The 12,809-nt window shown below is 63.6% G+C and carries 13 protein-coding genes; 2 read left to right on the top strand and 11 right to left on the bottom strand.

Annotation, left to right across the window (positions count from 1 at the left end):
* Positions 1-4: 4 nt before the first annotated feature.
* Positions 5-478 (bottom strand): MAPEG family protein, encoded by a 474-nt coding sequence (locus EAE28_RS09795; RefSeq protein ID WP_127105668.1) that lies wholly within the window; start codon positions 476-478, stop codon positions 5-7.
* Between the two features lie 143 nt (positions 479-621).
* Positions 622-2,757, bottom strand: coding sequence for a methylmalonyl-CoA mutase (gene scpA, locus EAE28_RS09790; protein WP_127105667.1), 2,136 nt, complete (start codon positions 2,755-2,757; stop codon positions 622-624).
* A gap of 119 nt (positions 2,758-2,876) precedes the next feature.
* Here scpA and EAE28_RS09785 point away from each other — a divergent pair, with 119 nt between their 5' ends.
* Positions 2,877-3,365, top strand: coding sequence for a DUF4174 domain-containing protein (locus EAE28_RS09785; RefSeq protein WP_127105666.1), 489 nt, complete (start codon positions 2,877-2,879; stop codon positions 3,363-3,365).
* 16 nt (positions 3,366-3,381) lie between these two features.
* On the opposite strand, the gene EAE28_RS09780 is transcribed toward EAE28_RS09785, so the two are convergent.
* The 9 genes from EAE28_RS09780 to EAE28_RS09745 form a co-directional block, all read right to left on the bottom strand.
* Positions 3,382-5,385, bottom strand: a complete 2,004-nt coding sequence (locus EAE28_RS09780; protein WP_127105665.1) for an acetyl-CoA carboxylase biotin carboxylase subunit — start codon at positions 5,383-5,385, stop codon at positions 3,382-3,384.
* Positions 5,386-5,440: 55 nt separating this feature from the next.
* Positions 5,441-5,827 (bottom strand): hypothetical protein, encoded by a 387-nt coding sequence (locus EAE28_RS09775; RefSeq protein WP_127105664.1) that lies wholly within the window; start codon positions 5,825-5,827, stop codon positions 5,441-5,443.
* Between the two features lie 99 nt (positions 5,828-5,926).
* Positions 5,927-6,076 (bottom strand): hypothetical protein, encoded by a 150-nt coding sequence (locus EAE28_RS23715; protein ID WP_164736600.1) that lies wholly within the window; start codon positions 6,074-6,076, stop codon positions 5,927-5,929.
* Between the two features lie 265 nt (positions 6,077-6,341).
* Positions 6,342-7,874, bottom strand: a complete 1,533-nt coding sequence (locus tag EAE28_RS09770; protein WP_127105663.1) for an acyl-CoA carboxylase subunit beta — start codon at positions 7,872-7,874, stop codon at positions 6,342-6,344.
* Positions 7,875-8,042: 168 nt separating this feature from the next.
* Positions 8,043-8,519 carry a GAF domain-containing protein gene (locus EAE28_RS09765; protein ID WP_127105662.1) on the bottom strand — a complete coding sequence of 159 codons (477 nt, stop codon included), beginning with the start codon at positions 8,517-8,519 and terminating at the stop codon, positions 8,043-8,045.
* On the bottom strand, positions 8,516-9,268 hold the full coding sequence (locus EAE28_RS09760) for an ABC transporter ATP-binding protein (RefSeq protein WP_127105661.1): 753 nt from the start codon (positions 9,266-9,268) through the stop codon (positions 8,516-8,518). The genes EAE28_RS09765 and EAE28_RS09760 overlap by 4 nt, the downstream gene beginning before the upstream one ends.
* On the bottom strand, positions 9,265-10,104 hold the full coding sequence (locus EAE28_RS09755; protein WP_246022330.1) for an ABC transporter ATP-binding protein: 840 nt from the start codon (positions 10,102-10,104) through the stop codon (positions 9,265-9,267). Before EAE28_RS09755 ends, EAE28_RS09760 begins: the two co-directional genes overlap by 4 nt.
* Complete coding sequence (locus EAE28_RS09750; RefSeq protein WP_127105659.1) at positions 10,098-11,000, bottom strand: ABC transporter permease; 903 nt, start codon at positions 10,998-11,000, stop codon at positions 10,098-10,100. The genes EAE28_RS09755 and EAE28_RS09750 overlap by 7 nt, the downstream gene beginning before the upstream one ends.
* Entirely contained in the window at positions 10,997-12,043 is a 1,047-nt protein-coding gene (locus EAE28_RS09745; protein ID WP_127105658.1) for an ABC transporter permease, read from the bottom strand. Before EAE28_RS09745 ends, EAE28_RS09750 begins: the two co-directional genes overlap by 4 nt.
* Before the next feature lie 145 nt (positions 12,044-12,188).
* Here EAE28_RS09745 and EAE28_RS09740 point away from each other — a divergent pair, with 145 nt between their 5' ends.
* Positions 12,189-12,806 carry a helix-turn-helix domain-containing protein gene (locus EAE28_RS09740; RefSeq protein WP_127105657.1) on the top strand — a complete coding sequence of 206 codons (618 nt, stop codon included), beginning with the start codon at positions 12,189-12,191 and terminating at the stop codon, positions 12,804-12,806.
* The last annotated feature ends 3 nt before the right edge of the window (positions 12,807-12,809 follow it).

Below are 12,809 nucleotides of genomic sequence, written 5' to 3'. Positions count from 1 at the left end.
GTCCTCAGGACAGCGCGACCAGTGCCCAGAGCACGGCCACCACGCTGGGGTAGAAACTGGCGGCAAAACCGAGGCCCCGCAAGGGGGGTGACAGGTGATACCCCAGCCAGAACAGCACCCGCGTCAGAGCAAAACTGACGCCCAGCACGGGCAGCAAGCCCCAGCCCAGCACCCAACCCGCAAAGGGCCAGAGCGCGGCGGCAAGCACCAGTTGCTCGGCGGTGTTACTCAGGACGCGCTGGTCGATTTCGGCTCCTGAGCCGGTGGCAAAGGGTTGGCCGTCAATGATCGCGTCGTCAAAGAAACGCCGCTGCGCCAGCCGCCCGATCATCGCGGCCATGATCAGCCCGCCGGGCATCAGCCCCAAGGCGATGCTGTTGACCGGATCGCCCGGCCCGCGGCCCAGCCAGACCAGCCCCAGCGACCAGAGCATGCCTAAAGCCATCGAGGCGGCGATCACGGGTCGTTTCGATGTCATGAGAACTCCCTACGTGCTGCACCGGCAGTCTGCGCGGGGTCGGCGCATAAAGAAAGGGGCGGTCATCCTCCTGACCGCCCCTTGGGGTCGCTCCCCCCTCCCCGGGGTTGCAACCAAATGTCGCAGGTTCGTGCCCTTGCCTATCAGGAACGCGCCTGTCTGATCAAGTGAAGGATGTCGCGAGCCGCGTTCGGAATGTTGGTTCCCGGGCCGAAAATGGCCTTAACCCCGTTCTGATACAGGAATTCATAGTCCTGATGGGGAATCACCCCGCCGCAGATCACCAGAATATCGCCCGCACCGGCCGCCTTGAGCGCGGCGATCAGCTTGGGAGCAAGGGTTTTGTGCCCCGCCGCCTGAGAGCTGATTCCAATGACGTGCACGTCATTGTCGATCGCATCCTGTGCGGCTTCTTCGGGGGTCTGGAACAGCGGCCCCACATCGACGTCAAAGCCGATATCGGCAAAGGCGGTGGCGATGACCTTGGCGCCCCGGTCGTGGCCGTCCTGCCCCATCTTGACCACCAGCATGCGCGGGCGGCGGCCTTCGTCCTCGGCGAAGGCCTCGACGTCGCGCTGGATGGCGGCGAAACCGTCGTCGCCCTCATAGGCGGCACCGTAGACACCGGCGAGGGTCTTCACCTCGGCGCGGTGACGGCCAAACACCTTTTCCATGCTCATGCTGATTTCCCCTACGCTGGCCCGTGCCCGGGCGGCATCGACGGCGGCGGCCAGCAGGTTGCCACCCTCTTTGGCCCGACGCTCGACCTCGGCCAGAGCGGCCTGACAGGCGGCTTCGTCACGGCTGGCGCGCATGGCGGCGAGACGGGTGATCTGCCCGTCGCGCACCTTGACGTTGTCGATGTCCAGAATGTCGATCGGGTCTTCCTTACCCAGCCGGTATTTGTTGACCCCGACGATCACCTCTTCGCCCCGGTCGATCATCGCCTGACGCCGCGCGGCGGATTCCTCGATCCTGAGCTTGGGCATGCCGCTGGCGACGGCCTTGGTCATGCCTCCCAGTTCTTCAACCTCGCAGATCAGTTCCCACGCGGCTTCAGCCAGGTCGGCTGTCAGTTTTTCAACATAGTACGAACCGGCCAGAGGATCGACGACGCGGGTAACGCCGGTTTCTTCCTGCAGGATCAACTGCGTGTTGCGGGCGATCCGGGCGCTGAATTCGGTGGGCAGCGCGATAGCTTCATCCAGCGCGTTGGTGTGCAGCGACTGCGTCCCCCCCAGTGCCGCCGCCATCGCCTCATAGGCGGTGCGCACCACGTTGTTGTAGGGGTCTTGCTCTTGCAGCGACACGCCCGAGGTCTGGCAATGGGTGCGCAGCATCAGCGAGCCGGGTTTCTTGGCACCGAACTCGGTCATGATCCGGTGCCACAGCAGCCGCGCGGCCCGCAGCTTGGATGCTTCCATGAAGAAGTTCATGCCGATGGCAAAGAAGAACGACAGCCGCCCGGCGAAGGCATCCACATCCATCCCGCGTGCAATCGCCGTGCGGACGTATTCGCGACCGTCAGCCAGCGTGAAGGCCAGCTCCTGCACCAGATTGGCCCCGGCTTCCTGCATGTGATAGCCGGAAATCGAGATCGAGTTGAACTTGGGCATCTCGGCGGCGGTGTATTCGATGATATCCGCGATGATCCGCATCGAGGGCTCGGGCGGATAGATATAGGTGTTGCGGACCATGAACTCTTTCAGAACGTCGTTCTGAATGGTCCCCGACAGCAACTTGCGGTCCACGCCCTGTTCTTCGCCCGTCACGATGAAATTCGCCAGAATCGGGATCACCGCGCCGTTCATCGTCATCGACACGCTGACCTTATCCAGCGGGATGCCGTCGAACAGGATCTTCATGTCCTCGACGCTGTCAATCGCCACCCCGGCCTTGCCGACATCGCCCTCAACGCGCGGATGGTCGCTGTCATAGCCGCGGTGCGTCGCCAGATCGAAGGCGACCGAGACGCCCTGCTGCCCGGCGGCCAGCGCTTTGCGGTAGAAGTTGTTGGATTCCTCAGCCGTCGAGAAGCCCGCGTACTGCCGGATCGTCCACGGACGCCCGGCATACATCGTGGCGCGCGGGCCGCGCGTGAAGGGGGCGGACCCGGGGGTCGAGCCGAGGTGCTCAAGCCCCTCAAGATCGGCCTCGGTATAGAGCGGCTTGACCGGAATGCCCTCAAGCGTGTTCCAGGTCAGATCCTCAACGGGCTTGCCCTTGAGCTCTTTCGCCGCCAGCGCTTCCCAAGCGGCCATCTTGTCGTTGTGGGACATGGTGCGTTCCTTTGGTTCGTCAGGCCGCCGCCGACAGGGGCCGGGGCGAAATCGGTTCGGTCACGGGTGTATTGTCGGCGCGAACGCCTATATCAGAGCGGAAGGGAGACCCGCCGCCGATGAAATTTGCCTTGTACGCGCTGCTGTTGAGCCTCACCGCCGCACCCGTCTTTGCGCAAGAGGTGCTGATCACCCCCACGCCGTCAGACCTTGCGCTCGACACCGAAGCGCCGGTGGCAGAGCTGCGCATTCTCGACGCGGCCGGGATCGACCCCGAGAGTTTCCTGTGGGAAGCGCGCATCGTCGCCGTCTTGGCCGACACGCCCAACGACCCCGCGTTCCAGCGCCAGATGCGCGACATCCGCGAACGGGCCGCCGAGCTGGCGCTGCGCGACGTGGTCGTGATGTTCGACAGCGACCGCGCGTCGGGCAGCCCGTTGCGGCTGCGGCTGCGGCCGCACGGGTTCATGCTGGCCATCATCGAGAAAGACGGCGAGATCAAGCAACGCCGCCCCGCCCCGCGCAGCGTGCGCGAGATTGCCTCGGCCATCGACCACTTCCCGCTGCGGCGCGACGAAATGCTCGAACGCCGGCCGGCAGGCCGGTAAGGGGCGGGGCTGGCGGTCACTCGAACTCCATGATCACGTCGTCCACGGCCATCGAGCCGCCGACGGTGGCGTTGATCTTCTTGATGATGCCCTTCTTCTCGGCACGCAGGATGTTTTCCATCTTCATCGCCTCGACGGTGCACAGCGCCTGCCCCTCGAACACCTCTTCGCCCTCAGCCACGTTCAGTTTGACGATCAGGCCAGGCATCGGGCAGAGCAGCAGTTTCGAGGTATCGGCGGGCTGCTTTTCGGGCATCAGGCGCGCCAGTTCGGCCTGACGCGGGGTGCGCACATGCACCTTCAGGTCCGCGCCGCGCAGCCGCAGACGGAAGCCGCCGCTGATCCGCCCGACCTTGAGCACCAGAGGCGTGCCATCCACCAGCACGCGCGCCAGCTGCTGACCCGGCACCCAGTCCGATTCAACCCGCATTGCCTGACCATCGGCAAAGGCGATGGTCGCGCCGCCCTTGTCGGCGTTGATTGCGACCGGGAAATCAACACCTTGCAGCGTCACCACCCAATCGTCACCGACATGCCGCTCGTGGTTGTCCATCCGGCCCGAGATGCGCGTGCGGCGGATTTCACCCACACGGTTCATAGCCGCCGCCGCTGCCGCAACCCGGCGCAGCATGGCGTCGGGCAAGGCCACACCGGTGAAGCCTTCGGGGAATTCCTCGGCGATAAAGGCGGTGGTGATCTCGCCCGAGACAAAGCGCGGGTGGTCCATCACAGCCGAGCAGAACGGCAGATTGTGGCCGATGCCCTCAACCTCGAACGTGTCCAGCGCCAGGCTCATTTCCTCGATGGCCGAGGCGCGGTCCTTGCCCCAGGTGCACAGCTTGGCGATCATCGGGTCGTAGTACATCGAGATCTCGCCACCCTCGAACACGCCGGTATCGTTGCGCACGATGCCGCCGCGCGGGGTCGCACCCTCAACCGGCGGGCGATAGCGGGTCAGGCGACCGATCGAGGGCAGGAAGTTGCGGTAGGGGTCTTCAGCGTAAAGGCGGCTTTCCATCGCCCAGCCGTTGATCTTCAGATCTTCCTGTTTGAACGGCAGTTCCTCACCATTCGCGACGCGGATCATCTGTTCGACAAGATCCACGCCGGTGATCAGCTCGGTCACCGGATGTTCTACCTGCAGGCGGGTGTTCATCTCAAGGAAATAGAAATTCCGCTCACCATCGACGATGAATTCCACCGTCCCGGCGCTGGTATAGCCCACAGCTCTGGCCAGCGCGCAGGCCTGCTCGCCCATCGCCTTGCGGGTCGCTTCATCGAGGAACGGCGAGGGCGCCTCTTCGATGACTTTCTGGTTGCGGCGCTGGATCGAGCATTCGCGCTCGTGCAGATAGACGGTGTTGCCGTGCTTGTCGGCCAGCACCTGAATTTCGATGTGACGCGGTTGCGTCACGAATTTCTCGATGAAAATCCGGTCATCGCCAAAGCTGTTGGCCGCTTCGTTCTTTGAGGACTCAAAGCCTTCCTTGACCTCGGACTCGGACCACGCGATGCGCATGCCCTTGCCGCCGCCGCCGGCGCTGGCCTTGATCATCACCGGATAACCGATCTGGTTCGAGATCGTCACGGCTTCTTCGGCATCGGCGATCAGGCCCATATAGCCCGGCACCGTGCTGACCCCGGCTTCCATCGCCAGTTTCTTCGAGGTGATCTTGTCGCCCATCGCCTCGATCGCGGGGCTGGGGGGGCCGACGAAAACCACGCCCTCTTTCTCCAGCGCCTCGGCGAATTTCATGTTCTCGGACAGAAAGCCGTAGCCCGGATGCACGGCCTCGGCACCCGATTTGCGCACCGCCTCCATCACCTTGTCGATGACGATATAGGACTGGTTGGCGGGCGACGGGCCGATGTGGATGGCCTCGTCGGCCATCTTCACATGCAAGGCATTGCGGTCGGCGTCCGAATAGATCGCGACGGTCTTGATGCCCATCTTCTGCGCCGACTTGATGACCCGGCAGGCGATTTCACCCCGGTTGGCGATCAGGATTTTCTTGAACATGCTCAGTCCCCCTGCCCCGTCAGGGCCCCCAAAAGTGTGTGCACAGCGATGATGATCATTCGTCGTCATCCTCCCAGTCGAAGTCTTCGGCGTCCTCGTCGAAGATTTCGGGGAAAGAGATGCGCGCCTGCTCGACGTTGATCCGGAGCAGGGCTTCATAGCTTTTGGGATCGAAGGGATCTTCGGCGGGCACGACCTCGCGGCCAAACAGCCACGACAGACGTCCGGCGTCCAGATTGCCACGCTCGAACGGCTCTTCGCCGAAATGCTCCCAAAGTGCTGCCATAAAGCCGGTGTCGGCCCGCCGGTCTGCGGGGCGGCGATCCTTGAAGCGCTTGCGCTCGATCAGGGGCGAGGCCCCTTCCTTGACGTTGGCGCGTCGGATGGTGAATTGGAAGTCGGTGCTGGGCAAACGCCCGGGAAAACCGCGATGCTTCAGCACGAGGCACCCCCCATGTGAATTGCGGACAGAGTGTTCAGGACGCGAACGGGCGGGGCCAAAAGCGGCCCCGCCCGGCGCATTACGCCCGAAGGCGTGAAATCAACGGTATTTCGGCGTGACCGGCTCGACGTAAATCGGCTCGGGCGCGGGCTCGACCATGACGAATTCTTCTTGGCGGTTCTGGTTGCAACCGGCCAGGAACGACAGGCCGACGACGCCCGCGAAGGCGGCGATGGTAAACTTGGACATGCGTTACTCCTGCTCTCGTTTCGGTCCGGTCGCCGGGAAGCCCCCAAGCGCCGGATGCTCTTATTTGCACAAACCACGGCGGTTGCGCTGTTCGCGACCATAACCCATCCAAAGGGCCAAATCCAGTTTTTGTGTTCAAACATGGGGGCTTGCAAGGCGTTCTGTGGTTTTGGCGCACCAAGGCGCGGGTGAGACAGGGTTCAAAAAACAACATCTAGCGCAAACCAGCGGGAATATAGCAGCCGCTGGTAAGGCCATCCCGCCGTCAAAGCGGGATGTTGTCGTGCTTTTTCCAGGGATTTGTCAGCTTTTTATTGCGCAGACTGGCAAAGGCACGGGCGACACGGCGGCGGGTCGAACGGGGCTGGATCACCTCGTCGATAAAGCCTTTCTCGGCCGCGACAAAGGGGTTCGCGAAGCGATCCTCATAGTCCTTGGTGCGCGCTGCGATCTTGTCTTTGTCGGCCAATTCGCTGCGGTAAAGGATCTCGACCGCGCCCTTGGCCCCCATCACCGCGATCTCGGCGGTGGGCCAGGCATAGTTGAAATCCCCGCGCAGATGTTTGGAGGCCATGACGTCATAGGCGCCGCCATAGGCTTTGCGCGTGATCACCGTGACTTTCGGCACCGTCGCTTCACCATAGGCAAAGAGCAGCTTCGCGCCGTGCTTGATAACCCCGCCGAATTCCTGGCCGGTGCCGGGCAGGAAGCCGGGCACGTCGACCAGCGTCAGGATCGGGATTTCGAACGCGTCGCAAAAACGCACAAAGCGCGCGGCCTTGCGGCTGGAGTCTATGTCCAGGCACCCGGCCAGCACCATCGGCTGGTTGGCCACGACGCCGACGCTCTGACCTTCGATGCGGATGAAGCCGGTGATGATGTTCTTGGCGAAATCGGCCTGGATCTCGTAAAAATCCCCCTCGTCCGCGACTTTGAGGATCAGCTCCTTCATGTCATAGGGCGTGTTGGGATTGTCGGGGATCAGCGTGTCGAGGCTGGCTTCGATGCGGTTCTGATCGTCAAAGAACGGACGGACCGGCGCTTTTTCGCGATTGTTGAGCGGCAGGAAGTCGATCAGACGGCGCACTTCGGCCAGCGCCTCGACGTCATTCTCGAACGCGCCATCGGCAACCGAAGACTTCCGGGTGTGGGTCGAGGCCCCACCCAGCTCTTCCGCGGTGACGATCTCGTTCGTCACCGTCTTGACCACATCGGGGCCGGTCACGAACATATACGAGCTGTCGCGCACCATGAAGATGAAGTCGGTCATCGCCGGGCTGTAGACCGCGCCACCGGCACAGGGCCCCATGATCACGCTGATCTGCGGCACCACGCCCGAGGCCATGATGTTGCGCTGGAACACGTCGGCATAGCCGGCAAGCGAGGCCACGCCTTCCTGAATGCGCGCGCCGCCCGAGTCGTTCAACCCGATGACCGGCGCGCCGTTCTGGATCGCCATATCCATGATCTTGCAGATCTTTTGCGCGTGGGTTTCCGAAAGCGAGCCACCAAAGACGGTGAAATCCTGACTGAAGACATAGACCATGCGGCCATTAACCGTGCCCCACCCCGTCACCACGCCATCCCCGGCGGGCCGGTCCTGCTGCATGTCGAAATCGGTGCAGCGATGGGCGACGAACATGTCGAACTCTTCGAAAGAGTCCTCGTCGAGCAGCAGCTCGATCCGCTCGCGCGCGGTGAGCTTGCCCTTGGCATGCTGCGCGTCGATGCGCCGCTGACCACCGCCCATACGGGCGGTCTGGCGACGGGTCTCAAGCTCTTGCAGAATGTCCTTCATCAACGCCTCCTCGGATGTGAGACGCAATCTACGTTTGCACGCGCAGCAAGGGAAGGAAAAACAAGAAAATTTGCAAAGACACCGCAGATGTGAAGATGCGAATTGCAAATCAGCAAAGTTTCATCGCCGCGGGGCAAGGCTTCCCCCTGCCCCGCGCGGCTCAGCGCATCAGGCGGGCAGCAGGAAGCACGCCGTCGCCGGCAGGCGCAGCAGTTCTTCGCAGCGGGCGACGGTGGCCGGGTCAAAATAGCCAGCAACGTCCAGCATGTTCAGCGTACCAAGGATCTGCCCCTGTACGCGCACCGGAATATTCACCACCGAGGCACAGCCAAGCGAGGCAATCGTGTCGGCGTCGGGGAACACCTTCGCGATGTCCTCGATGGTGTTGGCGACGAAAGGCTGGCCACGGCCATGCACCTGATCGAACCACCCATCGCGGCGGATCGGCTTGTCACCCGACACCGGGTATTCAACCGGATGGCTGGTATAGGCGCGCCGCGCGACACCGGCGGTGAAGTCCATGGTCATCACGGTGACCAGCTTGATGCCCAGCGTGTCGGCAACCAGACGGCCCAGCGCCTCGAAGGCCTCGGTCCGGGTGGTCGCCTGTTCAAGAGCGGCGGTGAAAGTGGCGGTGGGGGTCATGGGGTCTGCTCCGTTTGGTCAGGTTCGCTCAGGCGATAGAGGTCGCGCGCATAGGCACTGTCGAACTGGCCCGAGCGCAGGGTGGCGACGTCAGCGGTCTCGACAATCTTGCCGTGGCGCATCACCGCCAGCCGGTCGCACATGAAAGACACGACGGGCAGGTTGTGCGTGACCATCAGATAGGTCAGCCCCCGCTCGCGCCGCAGCCGTTTGAGAAGGTTCAGGATCTCGGCCTGAATGGACACATCCAGCGCGCTGGTGGGTTCATCCAGCAAGAGAAGTTTGGGCTCAAGCGCCAGAGCGCGCGCGATGGCGACGCGCTGACGCTGACCGCCCGACAGCTGGTGCGGAAAACGGAAGCGGAAGCGCGCGTCGAGGCCCACTTCGGCCAGCAGCTCGACCACCCGTTTGTCGCGGTTGGGCTTGCCGTGGATCAAGAGCGGCTCGGCCAGCGCCGCGTCGATGGTCTTGCGCGGGTGGAGAGAGCCGTAAGGGTCTTGAAACACCATCTGGCAATGCGCCGAAAATGCGCGGTCGGTGCCGTGGCTGCGGGCTGCGCCGTCCACTTCGATGGTGCCGGTCCAGTCCGGGGCCAGCCCCATGATCGCCTTGAGGATCGTGGACTTGCCCGAGCCGCTTTCGCCGACCAGCGCAAAGCTCTCGCCCGAGGCGACGTCGAGGTTAACCCCCTGCACAGCGCGGCTTTCGCCGTAGTAGATGTCGAGGTCTTGAAGGTGGATCGCGGTCATGTGGCGGCCCATTGGCTGCGGTCGAGGGTCGGCAGAACCTCGCGCGTTTCGTTCATCCGGGGGACGGCGGCGAGCAGGCCCTTGGTGTAAGGGTGCTGGGCGGCGTGCAGGTTCCTGGCGTCCAGCGTTTCGACCACGCGCCCGGCGTTCATCACCATCACCCGGTCGCAATAGCGTCCGACCAGATGCAGATCGTGGCTGACGAGCAGCAGACCCATGCCGTTGTCGCGCACCAGATCGTCGATCAGGTCCAGCACCTGCCCCTGCACGGACACATCCAGCGCGCTGGTTGGCTCGTCCGCGATCAGGATGCGCGGGCGGGGGATCAGCATCATGGCGATCATGATGCGCTGCCCCATGCCGCCGGATACCTCGTGCGGGTACAGGCCCATGACCCGCTCAGGATCGGTGATGCGCACCGAGTGCAGCATCTCGGCCACCCGCGCCTTCACATCGCGGCGCGGCAGGTTTTCGTGCGTGCGCAGGGCTTCGGCGATCTGGCGGCCCACGGTCATCACCGGGTTGAGCGAGAATTTCGGATCCTGCATCACCATCGAGATCCGCGCGCCGCGGATCTTGCGCATCTGGCGGGCGCTCAGGCTTTGCAGCTCGGTGCCCTCGAACGCCAGCTTGTCCGCCGTCACGCGCCCCGGCGGGCGGATCAGGCCAAGGATCGCGCGGCCGGTCATCGACTTGCCCGAGCCGCTTTCGCCCACGATGCCCAGCCGCTCGGTTCCCAGCGTCAGGCTGACGCCATCGACCACATTGACCGGCCCACTGGGGGTGGGAAAGGTGACGGTGAGGTTTTCGACCTCAAGCAGCGGCGCGCTCATGATTTATCCCCGCTCTTGGGGTCCAGCACGTCGCGCAGCCCGTCACCCAGAAAGCAAAAACCCAGCGACACCAGAATGATGGCAAAGCCCGGCATGGTGGCGACCCACCATTGATCCAGAATGAAACTGCGCCCGCGCGAGATCATCGCACCCCATTCCGGCAGTGGCGGCTGCGCACCAAGGCCCAGAAAGCCCAGACCGGCAGCGGTCAGGATGATCCCGGCCATGTCCAGCGTCACGCGGATGATGGTGGACGAGGTGCACAGCGGCAGGATGTGCAGCCCGATGACGCGCATATGGCTTGCCCCGGCCAGCCGCACGGCCTGCACGAATTCAGAGTTGCGGAAAGTCAGCGTCTCGGCCCGCGCGAGGCGGGCATAGGGTGGCCAGGCGGTGATCGCGATGGCGATGATCGCGTTTTCGATCCCCGGCCCCAGAGCGGCGACAAAGGCCAGCGCAAGGATCAGTTTGGGCATCGACAAGAACACGTCGGTGATCCCCATCAGCACCCGGTCCGTCCAGCCACCGAAATAGCCCGACACCGCGCCAAGGATCAGACCCAAGGGCGCCGAGATCACCGCGACCATACCGACGATCAGCAGCGTCAGGCGCGCGCCATGCACGACCCGGGAAAAGATATCGCGGCCCAGCTCGTCCGTGCCCATCCAGTTGGTTGCCGAGGGCGGCATCAGCCGCGCGCCCAGATCCTGCCCGATGGGCGAATAGGGCGCGATCCACGGCGCGAAGGCAGCGCAGACGATCAGCACGGTCAGGATCGCCACGCCCAGCGCCGCCAGCGGGTTGCGCAGCAAGCGGCGGGTCACGTCATAGGCGCGGCCCAGATTGGCCTGCAGGCGCGAGGCCGGGGCATCATCCGTCAACCAGGTTGTCAGGGTCATGAGCGGCTCCGCGGATCAAGGACGCGGTAGAGCACGTCCGACAGTTTGTTGATGACGATGAACACCGCCCCGATGACCAGCGTCGCACCGAGCACGGCGTTCATGTCCGCGTTGAACAGCGCCGTGGTCAGGTAGTTGCCGATGCCGGGCCAGCTGAACACCGTCTCGATCATCACCGAGCCTTCGAGCAGGGCGGCATAGCTGAGGCCGATCACGGTAATCAGCGGCACACGGATTGTGCCGAAAGCATGCACCCAGATCACCCGCCATTCCGACACACCCTTGACCCGTGCGGTGGTGACGTATTCCTGCCCCAACTGGTCCAGCATGAAGCTGCGCGTCATCCGCGCGATATAGGCGAGCGAGAAGAAGCCAAGGATCGTGGCGGGCAGGATGATGTGCGACAGGGCGCTGAAGAAAACCTCCGGCTCGCCCGCCAGCAGACTGTCGACCAGCAACAGGCCGGTGACCGGATCGACCAGCCCCTCATAATAGATGTCCACGCGCCCCGGTCCGGCAACCCAGCCCAGACCCGCATAGAACAGCGCCAGACCGACAAGCCCCAGCCAGAAGGCGGGCACCGAATAGCCCAACAGCGCAAACACCCGGATCAGCTGGTCGGTGATCTTTCCGCGCTTGATCGCTGCCAGCACACCCAGCGGCACACCCAACAGCACGCCGATGATGATGCCGATGGTCGCCATTTCCAGCGTGGCCGGGAACACGCGGATCAGGTCGGTCGAAACCTCGCGGTTGGTCGAGACCGAGCGCCCCAGATCGCCGCTGAACACGTCGCCGACATAGGCGATGAACTGCATCGGCAGCGGCTGGTCCAGCCCCATGGCGATGCGCGCGGCCTCGTACTGGGCGTTGGTGGCGCGGTCGCCGACAACGGCGAGCACCGGATCAATCGGAATGATGCGGCCAATGAAGAACGTGATGGCCAGCAAGCCCAGAAAGGTGAGCGCCAGAATCACCGCGAATCCAAGCACGGATCGAAGGTGACGGGACCATGCGGACGGGCCTCTGCGTTGAGGTTTCATGGGGCTCCTGTTCTGGATCGCTGGGTCTGAAAGCGTCCGGTGACTGTCGGCAGTTTCCAGCAAAGCGTGCAACAATTTTCTTGGCTCTAGCAAAAAACTTTGCTTAAATCAAAAAAATTTTGATGGACGGACACAGCGAATCCCTATGGCCCGACCCAAACCCAAGACCGACCCGAACCTTGGCGCGCATATCAGGCGGCGGCGCAAGCAGCTGGGCCTGACCCTGCAGGCGCTCTGCGACGAGGCCGGTTTGTCGCCCGGTTTCCTCAGTCAGGTCGAGCGCGGGCTGGCCACGCCGTCGCTGGGCACGCTGGCGCAGATCGCGCAGGGATTGGACGTGGGACTGGAGCATTTCATCGGCGCAACCCGCCCCGCCGATCAGCTGACCCGCGCCGGTGAGCGGCCGCAATTCTCCATCGACACCTCGGCGCTGGGATACGAGACGCTTGGCGCCAGCTTTCCGGGTGCCGGGCTGTCGTCCTACATACTGCACGTCCCGCCGGGCTTTGAATCCGAAGTCACCTCGCATGAGGGCGAAGAGATCATCTTCATCCTAGAAGGTGCGGTCACCCAGATGCTGGGTGGCGAAACCTTCACCCTCAGGACGGGGGACAGCCTGCATTACAGCGGCTCGACCCCCCATTCCTGGGCCAATACGACCGATGCACCTGCACGCATCCTGTGGACCGGCACACTGTCGGTCTTGCAGAGCGGGCGGTCGTCTCGCCTGCCGGAAATGATCCCGGCCAATATCAACACCTGACCC

The sequence above is a fragment of the Pararhodobacter zhoushanensis genome, from assembly GCF_003990445.1.
Lineage (GTDB): Bacteria > Pseudomonadota > Alphaproteobacteria > Rhodobacterales > Rhodobacteraceae > Pararhodobacter > Pararhodobacter zhoushanensis.
Note: the sequence above shows the minus strand (reverse complement) of the source record. Positions and strands in the feature narration are given on the sequence as shown.